The sequence below is a fragment of the Paractinoplanes rishiriensis genome, from assembly GCF_016862375.1.
In the GTDB taxonomy this organism is placed as follows: domain Bacteria; phylum Actinomycetota; class Actinomycetes; order Mycobacteriales; family Micromonosporaceae; genus Actinoplanes; species Actinoplanes rishiriensis.
Genome location: NZ_BOMV01000055.1, coordinates 66,576 through 90,016, shown reverse-complemented (window position 1 = coordinate 90,016; position 23,441 = coordinate 66,576). Strand labels below are relative to the sequence as shown.

The window sequence follows — 23,441 nt, the reverse complement described above, 5'->3', positions numbered from 1 at the left end:
GGGGCCCGGCGGTCAAGAAGTGTGATCTACCTCATTGAAGGAGGTCACCGTGGCCCTGGTCGAGCGCGACACGCTGGTGGCGGCCGCCGAGGGGATCCTCGCCACGGCGGGCGCCCCGGCCGCGCACGCGCACGCGGTGGCCGCCTCGCTGGTCGAGTCGGACCTGGTCGGGCACGACTCGCACGGGGTCCGCCGGGTCCAGCAGTACCTGGAGTTCATCCGCGACGGCCGGCTCGACCCGGCCGCCGAACCCGCCCTCGAACACCTCCGGCCGGGCGCGTCCGCGGTCGACTGCCGCAACGGGTTCGGCCATCTCGCGGCCCGGCTCGCGGTCACCGAGGCGCGGCGCCTGGCCCGCGAGAACGGTTCCGCCGTGGTGCCGATCCGCCGGTGCGGCCACGTCGGCCGGCTCGGCGAGTACGTGCACCGGCTGGCCGCGGACGACGCGATCGGGGTCGCCTTCGGCAACACCGATGCGAACGTGGCCCCGTTCGGTGGGCGCGAGCGGCGGCTCGGCACCAACCCGTTCGCCTGGGCCGCGCCCCGCGCCGGCGGCCACGCCCCGGTGGTGGCCGACTTCGCCACCGCGGGCATCGCCGAGGGCAAGGTCGCGCTGGCCGCGGCCGCGGGGGAGAGCCTCCCGCCCGGCGTCGTGGTCGGCCCGGACGGCCGGGAGACCACCGACCCCGGCGACTTCTACCGCGGCGGGGCGCTGCTGCCGTTCGGACTGCACAAGGGCTACGGGCTCAGCGTCCTCATCGAGATCGTCGGCGGGCTGCTGACCGGCACCGGCATCTCCAGCCTGCCCGGCTACGACAACACCTTCGGCACCGTCGTCGTCGCGGTGGACATCGCGACCTTCGTGCCCGTGGCCGAGTTCCGGCAGCAGTGCGAGGACTTCTGCGCGCTGCTCGGCGGCACCGCGACCGCGGTCGGCGGCCGGGTCCTGGTGCCCGGCGAGATCGAGGCCACCACCCGCGCGGAACGACTCCGCGACGGCATCCCCCTGTCCGACCTCACCTGGCGCGAGCTGTGCAGCCTGCCCGGAGGCCCGAAATGAGCACCACATCTCCTGAACTGCGGCGCGTGGTGACCGGTTCGCTGGTCGGTACCGCGCTGGAGTGGTACGACTTCTTCATCTACGGCACCGCCGCCGCGCTGGTGTTCGACAAGTTGTTCTTCCCCGAGGCCGAGCCCGCCGTGGGCACCCTCATCGCGTTCGCCACCTTCGGGGTTGCCTTTCTGTTCCGGCCGGTCGGCGGCTTCTTCTTCGGCCGGCTCGGCGACCGCATCGGCCGCCGCTCCACGCTGATCATCACCACGCTGGTGATGGGCATCGGCACCGGGCTGATCGGGCTGCTGCCCACATACGACTCGATCGGAATCCTGGCACCGATCCTGCTGGTGCTGCTGCGGATCTGCCAGGGGCTGGGCGCGGGTGCCGAGTTCGGCGGCGCGGCCACCCTGCTGGCCGAACACGCGCCACCGGAGCGGCGCGGCTTTTACGCCTCGTTCGCGCAGACCGGCGTGCAGATCGGCCTGGTACTCGGCACGGTCGCGTTCCTGTTCGTCGGTCTGTTGCCGGACGACCAGCTCGAGTCGTGGGGCTGGCGGATCCCGTTCCTCTTCAGCTTCTTGATGATTTTCGTGACCATGTACGTCCGGCTGCGGGTCACCGAATCGCCGGTGTTCCGCGAGATGGAGCGCAACCGGACGGTCGTGCGCACCCCGATCCTGGACGCCGTCAAGCGCTACCCGCGCAGCTTCCTGGTCGGCATCGGCGCGCACATCTGCGACACCGCGATCGTCTACATCTTCGCCAGCTGGACGGTGTCCTATGTGGTCGACGAGTTGGGCAAGCCGCGCTGGGTGCCGCTGACCGGCGTGATCCTGATGGGCCTGGTCGTGATCGTGTGCCAGCCGATCTACGGGGCACTGTCCGACCGGATCGGCCGCAAACCGCTCAACCTGTTCAGCGTCATCTTCACCGCCCTGTTCGCGGTCCCGTACTTCCTGCTGCTGGACACCGGCGTGCCGGCGCTGATCTGGCTGGCGCTCTGCATCGCGGGCGGCATCGGGTTCGCGCCGATGATCGCGGTGCAGCCGGCCTTCTACGCCGAGCTGTTCGGCGCCGGCGTCCGCTACACCGGCTTCGCCGCGTCCCGCGAGATCGGCGCCGCCATCGCCGGCTTCTCACCGCTGATCGCCGCGTACCTGCTGCAGCGCGGCGACGGCGAGCCGTGGCTGGTGGCCGCGTGGATAGCCGGCACCGCGGTGGTGTCACTGATCGCCTTCCTGGCCGCCCGCGAGGCCCGGACCATGGACATCCGCGCGGTGCACCCCGACCAGGACGACCTGGTCGGCGCGAAGCCAGACCGGTCGCGCTGACGGTCACTGCCGGCGTTCACCTCCCAGCCCCTTGGTAAGTAATCCGACAGATTCCGTCTAGCCGTGTCGGTCGCGCGAATCGCTGTCAGATGAAAGCTCCGATACTTCGTGGGCTCGAGGAGGACCTCACACGTGGTTAACAAGTTCCGGTCTGCACAGAACCGATCCTGGAGATGGCGACTACTGGCGACGGTAGTGGCCGCAGCCGTGGTCGCCGTTCCGAGTCCTGCGATCGCGGCGAACAATTCGGGAATAAACGCCGGGTTGCGTGACTTCGACGCGGTCACGACCGCCAATGAAAGAAACGTCTGGAAGCACTTGGCGCTCATCCAGGACCGATACGTCATCTACAACGACAAGGGAATCATTGAAGGGCCGGGCCGGATCCAGGACAAGTGGCCCTTCCTGCCGGCCCTCTTCCACCAGGATCTGGACGGCGCCTCGGTCGACTTCAGCGGGCCCGGCTTCCGCTGGATATACACCTTCACCAAGGGGCCTTTCGTCATCACCTTCGAGGACAGCGGCATCGTCGCCGGACCGATCCTTCAGGTTCAGGACTATGACGGAATCTCCAGCTACAACCCCGGGCAGGGCGTCCCGGTGACATACTTCGCCGTCCGGGGCTCGCAGTTCGTAACGTTCACCAACCTCGCCGGGCCAGCGGTGAACACCCCCCTGTCGAATATCCCGGGGTTGCCCGAGCAGTTCACGCACGACCTCGACGACGTGTCGGTCGAGCTGGAAAGGGGAACCCTGAAGTACAGCTTCTACCGCGACAACCAGCGGCTCATCGTCCAGAACGGCAGGGTTCTCGAACTTGCCGATCTGGCACAGAAGTGGCCCTTCCTGGTCAATTTCCGTCTGCCGTAGAAAAGAACGACCAAGTGCCTGCCGCTCAAGGGTTGCGGTGGCTCGGCCGGGATTGCTGATACGAATACGGATCGCGGCGGACAGCGGCCATGAGAGTGCGCGCCGGCGACACCGAGCCGCCAGTCGTCACCGCTCTCGCGGATCATCGCCGCGGCGATCTCCGCCCGGCTCGTCGCTCCGCCTTGCCAGACATGGCACGAGGCTACTTAAGGCGCAAGCTCGCAGGACCGCTGGTCAGTAGCGGCGCCGGCTCTGCAGCCGGGTGAACAGCCCGCGCAACCGGCGTTGATTTTCCGGCTTGGCCACCTGCCGACGACCCTGGTCGACCAGCCGCCGACCCTGGGGGCTCTGCAGGAATGCACGAACCCGTTGGACGAGAGTTGCCATGGTGCTGCCTCCTCGAATCGCGTGCCCTTATGTACCCAGACAACCCACGCCGGAACCGCCGGGCCGGCCTTTGGCAGTGGCTCGGCGTTTGAGGACGCAGCCCAGAGACGGTTACGTCGATGCGCTGACCGTTCCGATATGAGGAGCCGCTATGGTAGGACAGCAGAATTTCAAACGAACGTTAATGGCATCTTCACAGGAGTGACGACATCATGGCGAAGCAAGTCATCACGGTGCTGACGGACGACCTTGACGGCGGTGACGCGGACCGCACCATCGAGTTCGGGCTCGACGGTATCAACTACAGCATCGACCTGTCCGACAAGAACGCCGGTAAACTCCGCAAGAGCCTTGAGCCCTACCTGACAGCAGCGTCCCGGGTCGGCCGCGCCGGCGCCAACGGCCGTAACGGCTCTCGCACCGCTGCCGCGCCCAGCCGGACGAACCGGGACCAGAATCAGGCCATCCGGGAGTGGGCCACCAAGAACGGCTACGAGGTATCGGAACGAGGACGCATCCCAGCCTCCATCGCCGAGGCCTTCCACGCCAAACGCTGAACAGCCCAACTCAACCGCGGCCCGCCGTGCCGCAACAGCCCAGGCACGGCGGTACTTTGGTGCGTACCCGGTCTGGGGTAAGGCTTCGGCTATGGATAGTACGTTTACGGCGGCACGAGATCACGAGGTCGTCTCAGCAATAAATGGGCGTACGAGTGCGGGTTTGAGGGTTGTTGGTCGGGCTCCGCAGGGAAGGCTCGGCGGCGCGATCTACGCTGAGTGGCCGGACGGCCGACAGGCAGTGGTGACTCGTTTTCTAGGTCCGCGTCCCGAGGCCGACCGTACTGCCGAGGTTCTCGCCTACGTCCGCGACCGGGGGCTACCGGTGCCTAGGCATGATCTTGTGGTCGAGCTTCATGACGGTGTTGTGTTCGTGCAGGAGCGGCTACCCAGTTCCCCGCTCCGACGTCTGACTCCCGCGAGAGTGGACGCGCTGGTAGAGATCAACGACCGTTTCGCCGGCGCTCTCGCCGCGCGGCCCGATGTGCCGGCGCCTCCGGTGCGCCTTGCTGGCAGCGGCGGTTCATGTCCTCGCCATGAGGTTCTGGAGGCGCATAGTCAGCGCAGTCGCCGGGTGCTGGAGCAGATCCGTCGAATCGGGCAACGAGAGCCAATCGAAACAGCCGGTATCGACCTGGTGCATGTCGATCTCTCGGCGGCGAATGTTCTCTTCGATGAGAACGATCGCGCTACCGGCGTCGTCGACTGGAATCTTGGTGCATACCGTGGTGATCGGTTCTTCGCGCTTGTCCAAACCCGGTTTGATCGAGAGTGGTTCGTCCGGTCACCGGACGCCGACCCGGTAGAGAACGCAGCCGCGGCCCACCTCGACGAGATCCTCCTCGACCGGATCGCCCCCGCGACCCTTCGGAGGTACTGGGCGCATTGGATGCTGCACCACCTGTCCCGAGCAATCCGATCCGCTTCGTCCGAGGTGGTCGAGTGGCAGCTGTGCATGGCTGAGTCACGGCTCGCGTGAAGGAGCGGTCGCACCCCGCTTTTCCTCCCAGACCCGGACAAGCCGAAGGAGCATCGCTCGATTCCCATTCCCAATTTCGCCCGGCCAAGGAGACACGTATCGGCAGGCTGGCCATCACGGTGGGCGACGAGCTGATCGCGGCATGTGGGTGCGTGGCTATTGGTCAAAGATGGTCTGGCCGGGATGCTGGTGCTGGCGGACGCCCTGCCGTCACCACGAGCGGTCGCTGCTTTGCGTGTAGAGCAGGATCGGGGCCAACGCTCCTGCACCACCTGGGACGCCCGGGCCTTCTCCGCCTTATCCACCGCGCCCCGGCACCAGCCCCGCAGCGGTCTGCGTCAGCCCCGACCGAGGCCAGCGACTCGGCCGGGATTTGCGTCTAGGTTCGTCTCGATATCCCGTCAGTCGCCTCTCCCCACTCGACACTCGGGTGAGCGATCGCTTTGTGCCGTGCCTGAAGGAAGGCACACCACAACCGACGAACATGCGTCTAACGGGAGGAACCGTCATGCTTAGGAAACGGTTGCGTCGTTTTGCGACCCTCACAATCGCGACCTGCGGGGTCTTGGCGCTGTTGCCCCAGGCGCCGGCTCTGGCTGCGAGTGCGCCGGTCCTGGCTGCGAGTCAGGGACCTTACAACATCATTGGAGAGTCCTCTAATCGGTGCATTGACGTGCCACACGGCACCACCGAGAACGTGCAGGTCATCATCTACGGATGCAAGGCCGGCGCCGTCAATCAGTACTGGCACTTCAACGACTCGTACCCCGGCTACTACTACATCAAGAACGACCTCACCGGCAAGTGCCTCAACGTCCAGGGCGCCTCGCAGCAAACCAACGCCGCGATAATTCAATACCCGTGCAGCGCGGTCGACAACGAGCGGTGGTACCCACGCCTGGTTGCCGTCAGTGGGTCCACCGACTATTACCACCTCGTCAGCTTGGACAGCGCCCTCTGCATCACTGCCGCGGGCAACGGCACCGCCAATAGCGTGAAGCTGGTGCAATCCGGCTGCGACCCCTCAAACTACAGCCAATTGTGGACGTGGAAGCGACCCGCAGGTGTATGAAGAGGGAGCACTAACCTCGATGATCGTAGGGGCCCGGGCTGACCTGAGGGTAAGCCGGACGCGGGGATCGCCGCGATCCGGGTGAACGTGCGGGGTCTTGAACACCTGGCACGACCTTTCAACCAGAACTGAACGGGTGAACGCCGAACCCTCGGCACCAACAGAGCGTCCAGGATTCATCTTCACAAGTATCTACACCAAGGATTGGGCGGCCGTCGTGACGGCCGCCCAATCCCTCATGATGCCCAGAAGCAGTCAGCCTCGGCGGCGCCGGCGTCGAACCGGGGGTCGCGGTAGAAGGCACGAACCCGGAAGAGCAGGCTGTGCACGTCACGGCGGGGCTTGCCAGCGGGGGTCAAGGCGAGCCGCTCACGCCATTGGGCGGCGACGTACGTGGCGAGCCGCACATCGGCCTGGTCGGGGTTGATCTGCAGCATCTCCCACCAGAACGCCCGGCCGAACGCGTGAACGTGGTGTGCCCAACTGCCGTAGTCGATTCCCCGGCCAGCGGCCGGCCACCACCAGTAACTCCCAGAGCAGGTGCTCGCCGGATCAGGCCTGCCTCGGCGTCGATCTGCGCCCGCAATACCGCTCGCAGACAGCCGAGATATCGGACGCCGCATCGGCTGAGCGCCGCCCGGCTGGGCGTCCCGGTGGCGCATTCCAGTCCTCCCTCCGCTGGTGACGCATGCTGGCCTGCTGCTGAGTCTCGAGGTCGGGCCGGACGGCGCGACGAAGTCGAGACGCCGCTGAGGGGCCCAACTGTTCTGGCGATTGTCGGTATCGTCGAGGTCTCGCCGAGAAGGTTGTCCCGTCGATGGAGGGCGGCGCGTTCGCGGAGGAGTCCAATGACCACGTCGGCTGAGATCTTGGCCGCTCGTCCCGATCCGGGTCAGGCGCGTTGTCTCGATGATGCGATCGAGCGGCTGCGGTTGTTGAAGGTGTGGGCCGGCGACCCGTCGTATCGGGCGATCAAGGACCGGGTGAACGGGGCGCGGACCGCGGCGGGCCGCCCGGCGAACGAGCTGACCCACAAGGCCACCGTTGCGAGTTGTTTCCGGCCGGGTCGCCGGCGATTGGACACCGACCTCGTTCTCGCCGTGGTAGAGGCGCTTGAGCCCGACGCCGGATACGTGGAGCGGTGGCGGCAGGCCCTGCGAGTGATCGGTGCGGAGATCGAGGCGGCGTCTCAGGTCCGGGTGCAGGACGCACTGCCAGACGTGTTGCCCGGGTTCATCGGCCGCACCACCGAGCTGGACAAACTACGCGCGGTTCTCCGGCACCCTGGGCCGGCCGGTGCGGCGGCGGTGATCTCGGCGATCGAGGGCATGGCCGGAGTCGGCAAGTCTCAGTTCGCGATCCACGCGGGGCATCAGCTCGTCCGGGAGGGGGTTGTCGACCGGGTCCTGTTCGTCAACCTGCGTGGCTTCCACCCCGATCCGGCCCAGCCGCCGGCCGATCCGTACGCCGTCCTCGAAGGTTTTTTGCGCCTGCTCGGTGTGCCGGCTCACCGGATCCCGCACGACCTCACGGCCCGTAGCGCCGCCTTCAGCGACCGGCTGGCCGGAACCCGGGCGCTGATCGTCCTGGCCAACGCAGCCACCGCCGAACAGGTCCGCCCGCTCTTGCCGGCCGCCCCAGGCTGCCTGACCCTGGTGACCAAGCCGCCGCAGCCTCGACGACCTGCGGCCGACGGTCCGGTTCACCCTCAACGTGTTCACCCCGGATGAAGCGGTCTCGTTCCTGGCCGGCGCCCTGCCGGACGTGCCGGTCGGCACCGACCCCCGGGCCGCGGCCCGGCTCGCCGAACGCTGCGGCTACCTGCCCCTCGCCCTGAGCGTGCTCGCCGGGCACGTCCGCAACACCGACGGCTGGACCCTGACCGACCACGCCGACCGGCTCGACGAACGCCGGCACCAGCAGCGCCTCGACTCCGGCGTCGAATTCGCCCTGAGCCTGTCCTACCAGCACCTGCCCGCCGACCGGCAACGGCTGTTGCGCCTGGCGGCACTGCACCCGGGCCAGGACTTCGATGCCTACGCCGCAGCCGCCCTGACCGGTACCCGCCTGGTCACCGCCCGCACCCGGCTCGGCCACCTGCGCCGCGACCACCTGCTGCAGGAGTCCGGCCGGGACCGGTACAGCTTCCACGACCTGGTACGCACCTACGCCGCCGGCCGGGCCCAGGACCAGGACCGCCCCGCCGAGCGCCGCGCCGCACTGACCCGACTGTTCGATCACTACCTGGCGGTCAGCGCGGCGGCCGTGAACGTCCTGGATCCCGCGGAGCGACACTGGCGCCCGCCGGTCCCGGCGACGGACACCCCGGCACCCGAGCTGACCGACCCGCATACCGCTACGGTTTGGCTGGACACAGAACGGTCTACGCTGACCGCGGTCGCAGCCCATACCGCAGCGCACGGGTGGCCGGGCCACACCGTCCGGCTGTCGCGGACGTTGTGCTCCTACTTCAACGACAGCGGTCACTTCTCCAGCGCCGTGACGGTGCACGGCCACGCCCGGCAGGCCGCCCTGTACGGCGGCGATCGTGCCGGGCAGGCGCACGCCATGCGCGACCTCGGCTACGCCTACCTGCGGCTGGGCGACCACGAAATGGCAAGTACCCACCTTGAGCCGGCTCTCGACCTGTTCCGGGAGCTCAGGGATCCGCTCGGCGAGGCTCGCGCACTGACCAGCCTCGGCTACGTCGCCGACCGGACCGGCGACTACCCCCAGGCCATCGCCCGCAAACGTCACGCCTTGACCCTGTATCGGCAGGAAGGCGACCGCCTCGGTCAGACTCGGGCCCTTCTCGGGCTCGGTATCTCGCTGCGGCGTATTGGCGACTTCGCCGACGCCATCGATTGTTACCAGCAGAATCTGACGCTCGCCCGGCAATCCGGCGACCTGCGCACAGTAGCGTCGACGCTCAACAACCTCGGCGTCGTGGAAACACAATTAGAGCGGTACGACGACGCGCACACGCATCTGCAACACGCGCTGACCCTGTACCGGCAGTTCGCCAGCCGGGCCGGCGAGGCCCACGCGCTGGACAACCTCGGCCTGCTGCACAACCGCCACGACCAGCCCGAAGCCGCCACCGCCTGCCATCACCAGGCCCGAGCTCACGCCGGCCTCGGCCGCGCCCACCACGCCCTCGGCCACACCGACCAGGCGCGCCACCATTGCCAGCAAGCCGCCGCTTTCTACACCGACCTCGGCACACCCGAAGCCGACGAGGTCCGCGCTCGCCTAGCCGCGCTCAGCACCGATACACGAACAACTTGAGCCGCCGACCGGCGACGTCAGATCCGCCGACGAGAGTGCACGGGCATTCGACAGCCTCTATCTCGGATTCCCATTCAATGTCGCCGCGCGTTCGTCTCCGGCGGCTCCTCAGCAGGTCGAGGCCATCGCGTCGCGCAGGGTCTGCGCGCTGCTCCGGACGGCGGCGACGGAACTCCGCACCGCGGCCAGGTTGGTGACGTTGGGGGCCTCGTTCGCGGTCCGGACGTCTGCCGCGAGCTGGTCGACGGTCGTCCGCAGAACGTCGGCCTGCGACGCGAACTGTGCCTGTGCGTCGAGGTACAGCTGATGGAGTTGGTCCCGCAGTTGGTTGAGATACGGCCGGAGCGCGGTCAGCCCGTTCTCCGAGACGTTCGTGTCGCGGATGTGGTCCACGGTGTTCTGCACGGCGGCGTAGCTGTCGCACACCGCGGGCACAGGCTCGGCATCGCCGGCGCAACCCGCGGCACCGAGGACGACCGTGGCGGCGAGGATTCCGGAGATTCGTTTCATAGCCGGATCGTGCCCTGTTGGCCGCCGGCCCGCGTCATGCCTAACGGATGAAGGACTGCCCCACCCGCGCCACATGACGTGGCGCACTGCCTGCCGCACCGAGGAGGCTTCGGGCGGGTGTAGGAGCGTAGCGACGGCGAGGCCATCGCGCTGTCTCTGGCCGCCGGCCGGTGCTCGGGTGCCCCGATTAATTAGTCGCCTTCGCCCCGATCAATCAGGCGGTTGAACAATTTTTTCAGCGTGGCGTCATCCTCCGCGTCATTAACCGGCGGTTTCAGCGCTGCGGTGGAAACGTCACGCGATTCCCGGATTTCCGCTAGCTTGTTGGCTTTCCGGTCGGCGTCGTTCAGCTGTCGTACCAGTGAGCTGAGCCCGAATTCCTTCGCATAATGGCGGAGATCTTCAAAGTGCGGTGGCGTCGGAGACCACCGCCTCAGTTGTCTCTCCACAAACTCTTGGTAACGTCTACGCAGCACCTCGTCGGCACGCCACGCTCCGCCACGGCTGGCCAACCGGTCGAGATATGCGACCCAATCCTCCGGCTCGTCCAAATCTACCTCAAGCCACCGATCGAGTGAACGAGCCGCGGCAGCAAGGAGATCTGCCGGCAGTTGGAACCGCCGTTCGGCTTCTTCCAGCAGTCGCACCGCGCTAAGTTTATCTCCGACTCGATGGCGCCATCGAATTTCGAGCTGCCGAAAGATTTCGTCTGGCCAGTCGTCTGGCCGCCAGCCTGCGGGCAGTCGCATACAATACCCGACTCGCTCCTCGAAATAGTTCGAGGATTCTTGATACTTCCATCCATTCGCGTGGACCCACTCGAATCGCCGCAGTGCCGACTGTTCGTATATCGTCCTGTCCAAAGCGGCAGTGAATCGACTCCGGAGGTTTTCGATATTTAAGCCCGGCGGAGTGGCGCGCGCGCCCAATCTCCGCGGCGGCCTTGGTCTAAGAAAGTCCCACATCTGCTGAAGTTGCTCGAAGAAGGCAGCTCCGTCGAGCACCATACGCAGGAGTTCCTCGTCGTTCTGTATCCGATTCTGGACGAAATCCGTAACCGAAGGATTGAGGATGCGGACAACTGGGCGATCTCCGGTCTGACCAACCGACAAAAATGTGCCCTCGACGACTTCAATCGCGAAACGGCAATCGCGCAGCGCTACATTTCGCAGGCCGCGTTCCCGGCACAAGCTGAGGGCAGCAGTGAGGAGATCGTCGACCTCACAATCAGTGGGGAGGGTCGCCAGGGCGACCACGGCTGATTTCTGCTCCTCAGTAAGGTGTTGATCGAATGCGGTCCGCCAAAGTTTGTCGGGGTTGTCGAGGACGTCGACGAATCTCTCGACGAAGTCCGCGCCTTCGCCCTCAAGCGCTGGTCCGGTGCAGTACTCGACCAGCCGAGGACTGTAGCCTGGATGGTCCACGATCCGCTGGTAGCTCATGGCGACTTCAGCAAGACTCTTCCGGTCAAGATCCGAGTGCCAAAGATGGTTGTAAAGAATCTTGGCCCGGTTGGCTCGGGAATAGTCTTCGAGAGCGAGAACAAGGTACATGCGTTGATCTAGCATTTCAAGCTTCTCGTAAGCCGCCAATGCGTCCTTAAGAATGTATTCACGAGTGGTGAGAATGAACTTCTTTGCCTTCGATGCGGCAACCTTCTCTACGAAATTTGAAATGCGCTGGTCCTCGTTCTTCTGCAGCGAGAATCGAACCTGACCCAGGAAATCGTCGTAAAGAAACACCTGAGGTCGGTCTTCCCGGAATGCTGCCCACGCCTCGGAAATGTCGCCGGAGATTTCGACTGGCTCATATCCTTCACCCAGAGCTTCGGCGACGAGGAACTGTGCCAACATCGTCTTTCCGATACCTGGGATCCCCGCAATCACGCACACTCGACGCTGATCCAGAAGTGCTCGGGCGCGGTAATATCCAGCATTTACCACATAGCGCGGCAAGGCCTTTGATACCCGGTCCTTCAACGCGGAGGCCCGGTTCGCGATTTCTGGGTGTTCTGCCCACCAGTCACGTGCTGCATTGGCGGCGACCACCTTAGGGTGGCGGCGCGCGACGTCCCGGTGCTTAGTCAATAACGCGGAGAGGTCATTCCGGCCGATCACGCAGTGAGGGCCGGCCATCCATCGCCGAAATAGTTCGTGGAGCTGATCTTTCTGTCCGACCGTAAGGTCATAGGAGGTGACGAAAAGATACTCCGCGGGATCGAGCCGTTCGACGTTGAGTACCTCCTGCTTTGCTGCCGAGCGCAGGTTGGCAAACGATGATCGTTGATAATGTTTGCACTGTCCGACTCCCCATCCTCCGCCGTCGACACGCCAACGGAGATCAATTCCGCGATCGGGACCACGCGCAAAGCATTCCACCGGCCGGGACAGCTCGGCAGTGAGCAGGGCCGCGGCTAACTGCTCCAGCTCAACGTCGGTTAGCGCTGAGAAGTCGTGCACATGGGAATAGTAAGGGCATGCGGTGACGAGGATCGTCGGGGTAGCCGGGCCGATGGAGCGGCAGCAGCAGGCCATCTGCGGCGTGATCGGCTGGTACGCGTAGTGGTTGAGGAGCCGGGCTGGCCCGCACGGTGTGCCCGGCGTGTGCGGGCCGGAAAGGTGGTTCCTGATCTCTGCTGTCATGCTGGGTCAATGTTGACCGCACCGGAATTGGCCCTACTCGATCTGAAGCATGAGGTGGCGATCGCTGGCAGCGCGGCGTCGGGTGGTGGTGCTGATGCCGCCGGCGGGCTCGATCAACTGTGTTTGGTCGAGGTGCCCTTCGTACCCGAGGTGCGGCTGTATCTGGCGCGGGATTCCACTGTGTGGTGGGCCAGGATGCAGGCCCGCTCGCTGGCCCTGCAGGTCCCGCCGTATTGGGCGTCGGCGTGGGCCGGCGGCCGGGCGGTGGCCCGTTACGTGCTGGACAATCCGCAGACGGTGGCCGGTCGGCGGGTGTTGGACGTGGCCTCGGGTTCGGGGTTGGTGGCCATCGCGGCCGGCAAGGCCGGCGCGTCGGCGGTCATCGCGAACGACATCGACCCGTACGCCGTCGCGGCGAGCGTGCTGAACGCCAGGGCCAACGCGGTGACGGTGACCGAAAGCCATGCCGATTTGCTGGACGGCGACGGGGGTGACGCGGAGGTGATCCTGGCCGGTGATGTTTTCTACACCGAGACGCTGGCCTTGCGGATGCTGGCGTTTCTCGAGCGTGCGGCGGCGCGGGGCGCTCAGGTGTTCGTCGGCGATCCCGGCCGGGGACATCTACCCGCTGACCGGGTCGAGATAGTGGCCAGCTACCGGCTACCGTCGGTCGACGCCATCGTCGACGCGCAACTGACCCACATGAACGTCTGCCGGCCGCGCTATTGACCGACATCTGCACAGCGCTGAGCACAAGACCGGCGGAGGCCCGGTGCGTAAGAATGGCCCCCATGCCCCATCTGCACGCGAACGGCATCGACCTCTGCTACGAGACCGCCGGCAACCCCTCGGATCCGGCCCTGCTGCTGATCATGGGGCTGGGGGCGCAGCTGGTCGACTGGCCGGACGGCTTTGTCGAGGAGCTGGCCGGGCGCGGCTTTCACGTGATCCGGTACGACAACCGGGACGCCGGCCGGTCCAGCCTGCTCGACGACCTGGGTGTGCCGAACGTGCCGGCGATCCTGGGCGGTGACCCGGCCACCGTGCCGTACCTGCTCTCGGATCTGGCCGCCGACGCGGCCGGGCTGCTCGGGGCGCTCGGCGTGGAACGGGCGCACGTGGTCGGCGCGTCGATGGGCGGCATGATCGCTCAGCAGTTCGCGATCGACCATCCCGACCTGACCGCCAGCCTCTGCTCGATCATGTCGACCACCGGCGACCGGGCGGTGGGCCGGGCCACGCCCGAGGCCGCGGCCGTGCTGATGCGGCCGGCCGCGCCGAGTCGCGAGGAGGCTATCGCCGGCGGGGTGGCCGCGTCCCGGGTGATCGGCTCGCCCGGGTACCCCGCTCCGCAGCAGGAACTGGAGCGCAAGCACGCCGCGAAGTTCGACCGCGGCTACCGGCCGCAGGGCACGATGCGGCAGTACGCGGCCATCCTGGCCTCCCCGGAGCGCACCGAGGGGCTGCGCGGCGTGAAGGTGCCGACCCTGGTGATCCACGGCGCCGACGACCCGCTGATCACGGTGAGCGGGGGCGAGGCGACCGCCGCCGCGGTCGCCGGCGCCGAACTGCTGATCATCCCGGGGATGGGGCACGACCTCCCGCGGGAGCTGTGGCCGCAACTGGCCGGCGCGATCGCCGGCAACGCTATTGAGCGACCTCGAACAGGGCGTTGAGCTGATCGTTGAGTGCGGTCAGTGACTCCACCGGCGCCTCGCCGATATAGACCGCGTCCAGCCTCGGCACCATCAGCGCGGTGATGTCGGCCGCGTTCGAGGTCACCGGGAACAGGAACGTGGTCTTGTCGAGCACCTGGTCGGTGAACGGGGAGACGTCGAGCTTGCGGTCGTCGCGGTTGAACGCGATGGCCTTCTCGGTGCCCTCCGGCCGGGCCGGGAAGACCACGCCGGACTCGCCGATGATGTTCTGGCACTCGGCGCCGGACAGGTACTTCACCCACTTCGCCGCGCTGTCCGGCTGCCGGGACAGCGTGGTGATCGAGTCGGCCAGGCCGTTGAACATCGAGGCCCGCTTGCCGGTCGGCCCGATCGGGGTGGGTGCGACGCCGATGTTCAGCTTGGCGCCGGACGCGTCGGTCAGGTTGCTGAACGTGGAGATCATCCAGGACCCGCTCAGCGCGACGGCGGCCAGGCCGGACTGGATCTGTTTGTCGCCGCCGACCGGGTTGTTGCCGCCGATCTCGGCGAAGCTCGGCATGTAGCCCTTCTCGGCCAGCCCGAAGTACCAGCGCAGGGTGTCCTGGAACGCGGGCTGGTCCATGTTGAAGTGGGTGCCCCACGGGTTCTTGTCGGTGGCCTGCCAGCCGGCGCTGCCGGTGAACGCGGACCACTGGGTCTGGCCCCAGCCGCCCCCGCCGGCGCCGTCCGACCCGAGCCCGTACTGCGCCACGTTGTTCTTGTCGAAGCCGGGAGCGTCGCCGCGCACGCCGTTGCGGTCGACGGTCAGCCGCGCGATGGTCTTCTCGAAAGTCCCGCCATCGACCGGATTCCACGACAAATTCTGCAAACTTGCCGGATCGATCCCGGCATCGGCCAGCGATTGCGGGTTGTAGAACATCGCGATGGTGTCCCAGTCCTTCGGCGAGCCGTACCGTTTCCCGTCCTGGCCCTTCCACAGCGCCGCCAGCCCCGGCTGGTAGTCGTCGTCGGCGATGTCGCTGGTCGGCCCGAGGTCGTCCAGCGGGCGCAGCACCTCGAGGTCGACGAACTGGGCGAATTTGGCGAGGTGGTCGGTGAACACGTCGGGTGCGGTGTCGGCGATGAAGCCGGCGGTCAGCTTGGACCAGTAGACGTCCCAGCCGTACTGCGAGATGCGCACCCGCAGGCCGGGGTTCTGCTTGGCGAATTCGTCCGCGCATTTCTGGTATCCGGGCTGCTGGGCCGAGTCCCACAGCCAGTATTCGATGGTGCCGTTGCCACCAGGCCCGGTGGCGGCTTCCGCCCCTCCCCACCCGCACCCGGCGAGCAGCGAGACGGTCAGCAGGGCCGCTATGCGCTTCATTTGATCCCACTGAATCCGATCGAGTTGACGATGCGCTTCGCGAAGAAGCAGAACAGGATGAGCATCGGCAGCGCGGCCACCAGCGTGGCGGCCATCAGGCCGGACCAGTCCGGGCCGGTCTGCGGCGTCTGCGACTTGAAGACGCCCAGCGCCACGGTGAGCACCCGGGACCGGTCGGTGTAGCTGACCATCAGCGGCCAGAAGTAGTCGTTCCACGAGGTGATGTAGGTGAGGATCGCCAGGGTGGCGATCGGCGCCGAGGACATCGGCAGGATCAGCCGGAAGAACACCCGGATCTTCGAGGCGCCCTCCACCAGGGCCGCCTCCTCGATCTCGCGCGAGATGCCGAGGAAGAACTGGCGCAGGAAGAAGACCGCGAACGGCGTCATCAGCATGGTCGGCAGGGCCACGCCGAGCAGGGTGTCGACCAGGCCCAGCTGCTTGATCAGGACGAAGTTGGGCAGCAGCGTGAAGATCGCCGGGATCATCAGGCCGGCCAGGAAGAAGCCGAACACCTTCTCGCGGTGCTTCCACTGGAGGCGGGCGAACGCGTACGCCGCCATCGCCGAGAAGAACACCTGGCCGCCGGTGACCAGGGTGGACACGATCACCGAGTTCAGCAGGTAGTGCCAGAACTCGATGGGTTGGCCGGCGCCGCCGTTGTCGATCGCCTCCTGACCGGTCTGCAGGCCGAAGACCCGTGCGAAGCCGCCCCAGTCGAACTGCACCGGCAGCAGGCTGTCGGAGCCGGCGTAGAGGGCGTTGTTGCTGGACAGCGCGGTCCGCAGCATCCAGTAGAAGGGGAACAGCGAGGCGAGGATCACCAGGATCATGAAGAGCCAGGCGAGGGCCCGGCCGAGGTTGAAGCCGGCCCGCTCGGGCGGGGCGGTCTCGGTGCTGGTCTCCGGCGTGGTGACCGGCGGGGTCGTGGTGGTGGCCATGGCGCGCTCCTCAGGCCAGGTCCGACGATTCGGCCCGGGTGAGCCGGTACTGGACGAATGTGATGATCACGAGCACGATCAGCAGCGCCACCGACATGGCCGAGGCGTAGCCGAACTGGAAGCGCCCGAACGCCATGTCGTAGATGTAGAACTGGAGCACCCGCGAGGAGTCGACCGGTCCGCCGCGGGTGGTGATCGCGACGGTGTCGAACACCTGGAACGACCCGACCACGGTGATGATCAGGACGAGCGCCATGATCGGCCGGAGCAGCGGCACGGTGATCCGGCGGAACATGGCGATCTCGCCGGCCCCGTCCATCCGCCCCGCCTCGTACACGGTCTCCGGAATGGTCTGCAGACCCGCGAAGATCAGCAGAGCCGTGTAGCCGACGTGCCGCCACACGTTGATCAGGGCGATGGTCGGTATCACCCAGGCGCTGTCGGCCAGGAACGCGATCCGGTTGAGCCCGATCTGCTCCAGCACCCAGTTACCGATGCCGAGCTGGTAGTCCAGGATCCAGAGGAAGACCATCGCGGCCACCACATTGGAGACCAGGTACGGCGTGAGCACCGCGCCGCGCAGCCAGGTGCGCCGGGTGAGCCGCTGCATCATCACGGCGATGGCCAGCGCCAGGACGGTCTGGATCGCGATGTTGACGATCACGTAGTAGAGGGTCACCCACATCGCGTTCCAGAACACCGGGTCCTGGACCATCCGCACGTAGTTGTCGAGGCCGTTGACCTCGGGCGGGGTGAGCAGGTTGAACTTGGTGAAGCTGAGGTAGAGGCCGCGCAGCGTCGGCCAGATCATGAAGACCAGGAAGCCGAGCAGGGCGGGCGCGATGAAGAACATCGCCAGACGGGTGTCGTCCTGTTTCTTTGCCGGTTTGACTCCTGGGGTAGCGGTGGTCACGGCCATCGTGTCTCCTTCTACGGCGGCATCACGTCCGCGCGGTAGAGCACTACCTGATCCGGGTGCACACGCGGGCAGGCCGCACCCACGTGCTCGAGGGCGGCGCCGCTGAAGATCTCGCCGGTGTCGTCCGGCCCCCACCACAGCGGTGCGCGCCCGGCCCGCCGCGCCGGCCGGACCCGGTACGGCCGGTGCGGGTCCAGGCCGCGCAGGCGCAGCCGGGCCGGGGGATCGGGATACGGGCTGGCCATGGTGACCATGGCGAACAGCGCGCGGGAGCGGTCCGGTGCCAGCACGCCGTGCACCAGCACGTCGTCGCCGTACCCGTCCATCCGGACCAGGTCGCCGCCGAGCAGCAGGCCGCGCTGCTCCTTGAAGAAAGCCAGCCATTCGCCGAGTTCGGCCAGCTGGCGGTCGGTCGCCTCGGCCAGGTCCCACTCGATGCCGAGGTGACCGAAGACCGCGGTGCCGGCCCGGAACGCCAGGTCGTGCCGGCGGCCGGTGACGTGACTGCGGTCCGAGGCGATGTGCGAGCCCATGAACTCGGGCGGGATGAGCTGGGTGGTCCAGCGCAGCATGTGCTGCCGGTCGTGCGGGTCGATGTTGTCGGACACCCAGATCCGGTCGGCGCGTTCGAGCACCTCGAGGTCGACGCGGGCGCCCCCGGAGGAGCAGGACTCGATCTCCAGCCCGGGGTGGGCCGCGCGGATCTCGTCGAGCAGGCGATAAAAAGCCAACGTCTGGAGGTGTACGCCGGGCCGGCCGCCGGCGGGCTGGGTGCCGGCCTCGATCAGGTCGCGGTTGTGGTCCCACTTGATGTAGTCGACGGCATACTCGCCGAGGATCGCCAGGATCTGGCCCTTCACGTGCTCGTACGCGGCCGGGACGCCGAGGTTGAGCACCTGCTGGTGCCGCGATTCGACCGGCCATTCCGGCCCGGCCGCCGTGATTCTGGCCGCCATGATCCACTCGGGGTGCGCGCGGGCCAGGTCGGAGTCCGGGTTGACCATCTCGGGCTCGAACCAGAGGCCGAACTGCATGCCGAGCCCCCGGACCCGGTCGATCAGCGGGTGCAGCCCGTCCGGCCAGACGTCCGGGGAGACCACCCAGTCGCCCAGTCCCGAGGTGTCGTCGCGGCGCGAACCGAACCAGCCGTCGTCCAGCACGTACCGTTCGACGCCGAGCCGTGCGGCCCGCTCGGCCAGGTCGGTTAGCCGGCCGAGGTCGTGGTCGAAGTAGACGGCCTCCCACACGTTGAGCGTCACCGGGCGCTCGGCGCCGACCGGGCGTGGCCGGGCGCGCAGGTGCCGGTGGAAACGGCGGGCCACCTCGTCCAGACCGTCGCCGTGTGCGGCGTACACCCATGGGCTTTGATAGCTCTCGCCCTCGGCCAGCCGCACCTCGCCGGCCAGCAGCAACTCGCCGCCGCCGATCCGCTGCTCGCCGGTGAACACCCGCTCGGCGTAGTGCACGTGATTGCCGCTCCAGGCGGTGTGCACGGCCCAGATCCGGCCGCGGGCGAAACCGAAGCCGGGTGCGCCGGCGTGCAGCACGTACGCGCTGTCGGCGCCGGTCCGGCCCTTGCGGTTTTCGCGCAGGTGGGTGCCGACGTGCAGCGGGCCGCGCTGGGGCACCCGTTCCAGGTTGTGCCGGCCGCCGAAGTCGAGCAGCTCGGTGGCCTCGGCCGGCAGCGGGAAGGACAGGGTCAGATCATGGAGCTCGTACGGTTCGGCGCCGCGGTTGGTGACCTCGGCGCGGGCCCGCAGCAGGCCGGTGGGCAGCAGTTCCAACTCGAGCCGCAGCGCCAGCCGGCCGGTGTCGTCGACCGCGTCGGTGACGTGCCGCCCGGCGCCGCCGCTGACGAAGCCCTGCCGGGGCCGGTCCGTCCGGAACGCCGTCGACCAGCCCAGGCCCGCCGCCGAGCCGCTGAGGCCGGGCCGGCCGGTCCAGCCGGTCGCGTGCTCGGCCAGCACGGCCACCCGCGGGCGCGGGTCGAGGTTGTTCGACCCGGCCACCGGCTCGCCGGCCCGGATCAGCGCGGCGGCCTGGCCGGCGTCGAGCGGCGGCAGTTCCGGGCCCCAGTACGCGATCACCGGCAACCCTGCCCAGTTGGCATCGATCAGCACCGTCACACCGGCCGCGGTCAGGGCGACGACGGCAGCGTCCTCGACGGGATCCATCCGATGCTCCCTTGGCGTGGTACCGGTGAGCCGGAAGTGCTAAATCGATAAAAGTGAGACTGCTCGGGGGCGGCTGAGGTGTCAAGCCGAGCCGATTCGGCCCCCCGCCGCGTGCCCGAAACGTACGGTTAACGGCAGGTAATCGGCAGCGGGAGATCGGCATGAGCGCCTCAACGACGTCCCCTGCGCCCGCGGCGGGGCGTGGCCTGTTCGCGAACCTCAGCGTGCAGGTGAAGATCGGCATCATCGTGGCCGTCGGCGTCGTGGTGGCGCTGGTGATCGGCTCGCTCGGCCTGTACGCGCTGAGCGGCACCGCCAACGCGGCCCACCACATGTACCGGGGCAACCTGCCCAGCATCAACGCGCTCGGGATGATCACCACCGAGATGGCCGAGACCCGGGTGAGCCTGGCCAACCAGATCCTCTCCAAGGACGCGGCCAGCACGGCCAAGTACACCGAGGCGTTCCAGGGCGACCTCGCGGCGGTCGGCGAGGCGTTCGACCAGTACCGGGCGAGCGGGCCGGCCGGCGAGGCGTCGCTGGTCGCCGAGCTGGAGAGCAACTGGGCCGCGTACGTGGACCTGGCGCAGAACAAGCAGATCCCGGCCGGCCGGACCAGGGACATCGAGGCCTGGCAGAACACCCGGGACGACGAGATCGCGCCGCTGCTGTCGGCGATCGCCAAGAACGTCGAGGGGCTTCGCGCGGCCGAGAACGCGGATGCGGCTGCCGCCGACGCGCAGGCCGTCCGGTCCTACCGCGACAGCCGGATCCAGACCATCGCGCTGCTGGCCGGCGGGTCGGTCGGAGCGATCACGCTGAGCATCTTCATCTCCCGCGGCATCGTGCGGTCGCTGCGCCGGGTCAGGGGCGTGTGCGACTCGCTGGCGGCCGGCGACCTGACCCGGACCAGCGGGCTCACCACCCGCGACGAACCCGGCCAGATGGGCCGCGCGCTGGACGAGGCGATGGTGAAGCTGCGCGGCACGGTGTCCACCATCGACAACTCGGCGACCGCGCTGGCCGGCGCCTCCGAGCAGATGAACGGGGTGGCCCGGCAGATCGCGTCGTCCGCCGAGCAGACCTCGGAGCAGGCGCTGGTGGTGTCGACCGCGGCCGAGGAGGTGTCGCGCAGCGTGGACACCGTGTCGGCGGGTTCCGAGGAGATGGGCGCGTCGATCCGCGAGATATCGCAGAACGCCAGCGAGGCGGCGCAGGTGGCCAGCGAGGCGGTGGGGCTGGCGGCGCGGACCTCGACCACCATGAACCAGCTGGGGGAGTCGTCCTCGGAGATCGGCAACGTGATCAACACGATCACCTCGATCGCCGAGCAGACCAACCTGCTGGCCCTGAACGCGACCATCGAGGCGGCCCGGGCCGGGGAATCCGGCAAGGGTTTCGCGGTGGTGGCGTCCGAGGTGAAGGACCTGGCCCAGGAGACGGCCCGGGCCACCGAGGACATCTCGAAGCGGGTCTCGGCGATCCAGTCCGACACCCAGGGCGCGGTCTCGGCGATCGAGGAGATCAGCCACGTGATCGCGCGCATCTCCGACTTCCAGACCACGATCGCGTCCGCGGTCGAGGAACAGACGGCCACCACGGCCGAGATGAACCGCAGCGTGTCCGAGGCGGCGACCGGCACCAGCGAGATCGCCCAGAACATCACCGGCGTGGCGGAGGCGGCGCGGCGCACCACCGAGGGTGTGCAGCAGTCCCAGGAGGCGACCACCGAACTGGCCCGGATGTCGGCGGAACTCACCAGCCTGGTGTCCACGTTCCGCTACTGACGGGCCGCTACTGACGGGCCGCTACTGACGGGGTTGAATGGGGCGGGTGAGTGATCCGCAGCTGCTCTCGGCCTGGGCCGGCCACTGGACCGGCGCCGGCACCGGCGTGACCGTGATCGTCCCGCCACCCGGCACGGTGGGTTCCGGCGAGGTCCGCGGCGGCGCACCGGCCACCCGCGAGTTCGCCCTGCTCGACCCGACCCGCCTGGTCGACCGGGTGGACGCGGTGGTGCTGTCCGGTGGCTCGGCCTTCGGCCTGGCCGCGGGCGACGGCGTGCTGCGCGAACTGCGGGCGCGCGGCTCGGGCTTCGCCACCCCGTACGGCCCGGTGCCGATCGTGGTCGGCATGAGCCTCTTCGACGCCTCGGTCGCCGGCACCCCACCGGCCGCGGCCGACGGGAAGGCGGCTCTGCTGGCGGCGCTGAGCGGGGAAGCGTTCGCCACCGGCGCGGTCGGCGCCGGCGCCGGCGCGACCACCGGCAAGTGGCGAGGCCGGGCCGACCCGGGCGGTGTCGGCGTGGCACAGCGCGCGGCGGGGGCCGCTTCGGTGGTAGCGGTGGCCGTCGTCAACGCCTGGGGCGACGTGATCACCCCCACCGCACCCTTTACGCCAAACATTTCCGAAATGTCCGAAGAAAAGCCCTTCGTCGCCGGCAACACCACCATCGCGGTCCTGCTCACCGATGCCCGTCTCAGCAAGAACGACTGCTTCCTCCTCGCGCAGAGTGGCCACACCGGCTTCGCCCGCGCCCTGCACCCGGCCCATTCCCGCTACGACGGCGACGCCGTGGTCGCCCTGGCCACCGGCGAGGTCGCCGAAGCGGATCTCGACCTGATCCGCGGGGTTGCCGCCGAGGTGATGGCGGAGGCAATTCAAAACGCTGTACTTATATAAGTCGCTTCTGATAGCCTCGGCCCGTGCACGCGTTCGATGTGCTCGGCGACCCGGTGCGCCGGCGGATTCTGGAGCTGCTCGCCGAGGGCGAGCGGTCGTCCGGTGACGTCACCGAGGTCATCCGGGCGGAGTTCGGGATCTCCCAGCCGGCCGTCTCGCAACACCTCAGGGTGTTACGGGACAACGGCTTCGCCACCGTGCGCCCGGATGGCGCGCGGCGGCTCTACGCGGTCGACGACACCGCACTGCGCGAGGCCGACGCGTGGCTCGGCCGGTTCCGGCGGTTCTGGCAACCGCATCTGGCAGCAATGGCCACCGAGGTGGCGCGGGGAAAACGACAACGCCGTCTGGCGAGTGAGGGGAACGAGCAATGATCGACGTCCGGCAGCAGATCAGTGCGGTGCGGCGCTCCGTGGGCAGCCGCACCCTGGAGGCCGGCGAGGCCAAGGTGTCCGTCATCAGCCAGGTCTACGACACCGACATCGACGATCTGTGGGAGGTCGTCACCACGCCCGAGCGGATCGGCCGCTGGTTCCTGCCGGTGAGCGGCGAGCTCAAGGAGGGCGGCCACTACCAGTTCGAGGGCCAGGCCGGCGGCAGCATCTCACGCTGCGACAAGCCCCGGGGCTACGCCGCGACCTGGGAATACGGCGGCGAGGTCAGCTGGATCGAGGTACGGCTGACCCCCGAGGGTGACGGCACCCGGTTCGAGTTGGAGCACGTGGCGCACGTCAAGGACGAGTTCTGGGAGCAGTACGGCCCCGCTGCCACCGGCATCGGCTGGGACTCGGGCCTGGTCGGCCTGCGGCTCTTCCTGTCCGACCCGGAGGGCGCGGTCCTCGTCTCCCAGGAGGAGAAGATGGCCTGGGCCGGCTCCCCGGACGGCGTCCTGATGATGCGGCTGAGCAGCGAGGCGTGGGCCGAGGCCGCGATCGCCGGCGGCGAGGACCCGGCGGTGGCGAAGGCCCGGGCCGAGCGCTCGTTCAAGGCGTTCACCGGAGCCGAGTGATT

The 23,441-nt window shown here is 67.9% G+C and carries 22 protein-coding genes; 14 read left to right on the top strand and 8 right to left on the bottom strand.

What is annotated here, in order from left to right; genetic code table 11:
• The first annotated feature begins 49 nt into the window (after window positions 1-49).
• From Ari01nite_RS23150 to Ari01nite_RS23140, 3 genes are all read left to right on the top strand, one after another.
• The gene (locus Ari01nite_RS23150) at window positions 50-1,060 is read left to right on the top strand and encodes an Ldh family oxidoreductase (protein WP_203783858.1); all 1,011 of its coding nucleotides are present in this window, start codon (window positions 50-52) and stop codon (window positions 1,058-1,060) included.
• Entirely contained in the window at window positions 1,057-2,388 is a 1,332-nt protein-coding gene (locus Ari01nite_RS23145; RefSeq protein WP_203783857.1) for an MFS transporter, read from the top strand. Before Ari01nite_RS23150 ends, Ari01nite_RS23145 begins: the two co-directional genes overlap by 4 nt.
• Window positions 2,389-2,583: 195 nt before the next feature.
• Window positions 2,584-3,258, top strand: a complete 675-nt coding sequence (locus Ari01nite_RS23140; protein ID WP_203783856.1) for a hypothetical protein — start codon at window positions 2,584-2,586, stop codon at window positions 3,256-3,258.
• Window positions 3,259-3,492: 234 nt separating this feature from the next.
• On the opposite strand, the gene Ari01nite_RS23135 is transcribed toward Ari01nite_RS23140, so the two are convergent.
• A complete protein-coding gene (locus Ari01nite_RS23135) occupies window positions 3,493-3,645 on the bottom strand; it encodes a hypothetical protein (protein WP_203783855.1) in 153 nt (50 codons plus the stop codon).
• A 212-nt stretch (window positions 3,646-3,857) separates the two neighbouring features.
• On the opposite strand from Ari01nite_RS23135, the gene Ari01nite_RS23130 reads away from it, so the two are divergent.
• From Ari01nite_RS23130 to Ari01nite_RS23120, 3 genes are all read left to right on the top strand, one after another.
• On the top strand, window positions 3,858-4,202 hold the full coding sequence (locus tag Ari01nite_RS23130; RefSeq protein WP_203783852.1) for a histone-like nucleoid-structuring protein Lsr2: 345 nt from the start codon (window positions 3,858-3,860) through the stop codon (window positions 4,200-4,202).
• 91 nt (window positions 4,203-4,293) lie between these two features.
• Complete coding sequence (locus Ari01nite_RS23125; RefSeq protein ID WP_239162942.1) at window positions 4,294-5,181, top strand: phosphotransferase; 888 nt, start codon at window positions 4,294-4,296, stop codon at window positions 5,179-5,181.
• Between the two features lie 484 nt (window positions 5,182-5,665).
• Window positions 5,666-6,253 (top strand): RICIN domain-containing protein, encoded by a 588-nt coding sequence (locus Ari01nite_RS23120; protein WP_307837784.1) that lies wholly within the window; start codon window positions 5,666-5,668, stop codon window positions 6,251-6,253.
• A 236-nt stretch (window positions 6,254-6,489) separates the two neighbouring features.
• Here Ari01nite_RS23120 and Ari01nite_RS23115 read toward each other — a convergent pair whose 3' ends face one another.
• Window positions 6,490-6,690, bottom strand: coding sequence for a hypothetical protein (locus Ari01nite_RS23115; protein ID WP_203783846.1), 201 nt, complete (start codon window positions 6,688-6,690; stop codon window positions 6,490-6,492).
• A 411-nt stretch (window positions 6,691-7,101) separates the two neighbouring features.
• Here Ari01nite_RS23115 and Ari01nite_RS49965 point away from each other — a divergent pair, with 411 nt between their 5' ends.
• Window positions 7,102-7,983 carry a hypothetical protein gene (locus Ari01nite_RS49965; protein WP_239162941.1) on the top strand — a complete coding sequence of 294 codons (882 nt, stop codon included), beginning with the start codon at window positions 7,102-7,104 and terminating at the stop codon, window positions 7,981-7,983.
• Window positions 7,967-9,541 carry a tetratricopeptide repeat protein gene (locus Ari01nite_RS49960; protein WP_239162940.1) on the top strand — a complete coding sequence of 525 codons (1,575 nt, stop codon included), beginning with the start codon at window positions 7,967-7,969 and terminating at the stop codon, window positions 9,539-9,541. Before Ari01nite_RS49965 ends, Ari01nite_RS49960 begins: the two co-directional genes overlap by 17 nt.
• Window positions 9,542-9,649: 108 nt before the next feature.
• Here the strand turns inward: Ari01nite_RS49960 and Ari01nite_RS23105 are convergent, their stop codons facing one another.
• Together Ari01nite_RS23105 and Ari01nite_RS23100 are read right to left on the bottom strand one after the other, a co-directional pair.
• On the bottom strand, window positions 9,650-10,051 hold the full coding sequence (locus tag Ari01nite_RS23105) for a hypothetical protein (protein ID WP_203783844.1): 402 nt from the start codon (window positions 10,049-10,051) through the stop codon (window positions 9,650-9,652).
• 191 nt (window positions 10,052-10,242) lie between these two features.
• Window positions 10,243-12,693 (bottom strand): nSTAND3 domain-containing NTPase, encoded by a 2,451-nt coding sequence (locus Ari01nite_RS23100; protein WP_203783842.1) that lies wholly within the window; start codon window positions 12,691-12,693, stop codon window positions 10,243-10,245.
• A 9-nt stretch (window positions 12,694-12,702) separates the two neighbouring features.
• On the opposite strand from Ari01nite_RS23100, the gene Ari01nite_RS23095 reads away from it, so the two are divergent.
• Window positions 12,703-13,422, top strand: coding sequence for a class I SAM-dependent methyltransferase (locus tag Ari01nite_RS23095; RefSeq protein WP_203783840.1), 720 nt, complete (start codon window positions 12,703-12,705; stop codon window positions 13,420-13,422).
• A 62-nt stretch (window positions 13,423-13,484) separates the two neighbouring features.
• Window positions 13,485-14,369 carry an alpha/beta fold hydrolase gene (locus Ari01nite_RS23090; protein WP_203783839.1) on the top strand — a complete coding sequence of 295 codons (885 nt, stop codon included), beginning with the start codon at window positions 13,485-13,487 and terminating at the stop codon, window positions 14,367-14,369.
• On the opposite strand, the gene Ari01nite_RS23085 is transcribed toward Ari01nite_RS23090, so the two are convergent.
• From Ari01nite_RS23085 to Ari01nite_RS23070, 4 genes are read right to left on the bottom strand one after another with little or no spacing between them, the layout of a single operon-like run.
• Window positions 14,341-15,714, bottom strand: coding sequence for an ABC transporter substrate-binding protein (locus Ari01nite_RS23085; RefSeq protein WP_203783838.1), 1,374 nt, complete (start codon window positions 15,712-15,714; stop codon window positions 14,341-14,343). The genes Ari01nite_RS23090 and Ari01nite_RS23085 overlap by 29 nt on opposite strands.
• Complete coding sequence (locus tag Ari01nite_RS23080) at window positions 15,711-16,655, bottom strand: carbohydrate ABC transporter permease (RefSeq protein ID WP_239162939.1); 945 nt, start codon at window positions 16,653-16,655, stop codon at window positions 15,711-15,713. The genes Ari01nite_RS23085 and Ari01nite_RS23080 overlap by 4 nt, the downstream gene beginning before the upstream one ends.
• Window positions 16,656-16,665: 10 nt before the next feature.
• Window positions 16,666-17,574, bottom strand: a complete 909-nt coding sequence (locus Ari01nite_RS23075) for a carbohydrate ABC transporter permease (protein WP_203783837.1) — start codon at window positions 17,572-17,574, stop codon at window positions 16,666-16,668.
• 11 nt (window positions 17,575-17,585) lie between these two features.
• Window positions 17,586-19,748, bottom strand: coding sequence for an alpha-galactosidase (locus tag Ari01nite_RS23070; RefSeq protein ID WP_203783836.1), 2,163 nt, complete (start codon window positions 19,746-19,748; stop codon window positions 17,586-17,588).
• A gap of 161 nt (window positions 19,749-19,909) precedes the next feature.
• Between Ari01nite_RS23070 and Ari01nite_RS23065 the strand changes: the two genes are divergently transcribed.
• From Ari01nite_RS23065 to Ari01nite_RS23050, 4 genes are read left to right on the top strand one after another with little or no spacing between them, the layout of a single operon-like run.
• Complete coding sequence (locus Ari01nite_RS23065) at window positions 19,910-21,535, top strand: methyl-accepting chemotaxis protein (RefSeq protein WP_203783835.1); 1,626 nt, start codon at window positions 19,910-19,912, stop codon at window positions 21,533-21,535.
• 46 nt (window positions 21,536-21,581) lie between these two features.
• Window positions 21,582-22,430 (top strand): P1 family peptidase, encoded by an 849-nt coding sequence (locus Ari01nite_RS23060; RefSeq protein WP_239162938.1) that lies wholly within the window; start codon window positions 21,582-21,584, stop codon window positions 22,428-22,430.
• A 23-nt stretch (window positions 22,431-22,453) separates the two neighbouring features.
• Entirely contained in the window at window positions 22,454-22,804 is a 351-nt protein-coding gene (locus tag Ari01nite_RS23055) for an ArsR/SmtB family transcription factor (RefSeq protein WP_203783832.1), read from the top strand.
• Window positions 22,801-23,439, top strand: coding sequence for an SRPBCC family protein (locus Ari01nite_RS23050; RefSeq protein ID WP_203783830.1), 639 nt, complete (start codon window positions 22,801-22,803; stop codon window positions 23,437-23,439). Before Ari01nite_RS23055 ends, Ari01nite_RS23050 begins: the two co-directional genes overlap by 4 nt.
• The last annotated feature ends 2 nt before the right edge of the window (window positions 23,440-23,441 follow it).

Coding starts and splice junctions, on each gene's coding strand:
- Ari01nite_RS23145 (WP_203783857.1), top strand. CDS start 1,057: ATGAGCACCACATCTCCTGAACTGCGGCGCGTGGTGACCGGTTCGCTG.
- Ari01nite_RS23135 (WP_203783855.1), bottom strand. CDS start 3,645: ATGGCAACTCTCGTCCAACGGGTTCGTGCATTCCTGCAGAGCCCCCAG.
- Ari01nite_RS23130 (WP_203783852.1), top strand. CDS start 3,858: ATGGCGAAGCAAGTCATCACGGTGCTGACGGACGACCTTGACGGCGGT.
- Ari01nite_RS23125 (WP_239162942.1), top strand. CDS start 4,294: ATGGATAGTACGTTTACGGCGGCACGAGATCACGAGGTCGTCTCAGCA.
- Ari01nite_RS23120 (WP_307837784.1), top strand. CDS start 5,666: ATGCGTCTAACGGGAGGAACCGTCATGCTTAGGAAACGGTTGCGTCGT.
- Ari01nite_RS23115 (WP_203783846.1), bottom strand. CDS start 6,690: ATGCTGCAGATCAACCCCGACCAGGCCGATGTGCGGCTCGCCACGTAC.
- Ari01nite_RS49965 (WP_239162941.1), top strand. CDS start 7,102: ATGACCACGTCGGCTGAGATCTTGGCCGCTCGTCCCGATCCGGGTCAG.
- Ari01nite_RS23105 (WP_203783844.1), bottom strand. CDS start 10,051: ATGAAACGAATCTCCGGAATCCTCGCCGCCACGGTCGTCCTCGGTGCC.
- Ari01nite_RS23100 (WP_203783842.1), bottom strand. CDS start 12,693: ATGACAGCAGAGATCAGGAACCACCTTTCCGGCCCGCACACGCCGGGC.
- Ari01nite_RS23095 (WP_203783840.1), top strand. CDS start 12,703: ATGTTGACCGCACCGGAATTGGCCCTACTCGATCTGAAGCATGAGGTG.
- Ari01nite_RS23090 (WP_203783839.1), top strand. CDS start 13,485: ATGCCCCATCTGCACGCGAACGGCATCGACCTCTGCTACGAGACCGCC.
- Ari01nite_RS23085 (WP_203783838.1), bottom strand. CDS start 15,714: ATGAAGCGCATAGCGGCCCTGCTGACCGTCTCGCTGCTCGCCGGGTGC.
- Ari01nite_RS23080 (WP_239162939.1), bottom strand. CDS start 16,655: ATGGCCACCACCACGACCCCGCCGGTCACCACGCCGGAGACCAGCACC.
- Ari01nite_RS23075 (WP_203783837.1), bottom strand. CDS start 17,574: ATGGCCGTGACCACCGCTACCCCAGGAGTCAAACCGGCAAAGAAACAG.
- Ari01nite_RS23070 (WP_203783836.1), bottom strand. CDS start 19,748: ATGGATCCCGTCGAGGACGCTGCCGTCGTCGCCCTGACCGCGGCCGGT.
- Ari01nite_RS23065 (WP_203783835.1), top strand. CDS start 19,910: ATGAGCGCCTCAACGACGTCCCCTGCGCCCGCGGCGGGGCGTGGCCTG.
- Ari01nite_RS23050 (WP_203783830.1), top strand. CDS start 22,801: ATGATCGACGTCCGGCAGCAGATCAGTGCGGTGCGGCGCTCCGTGGGC.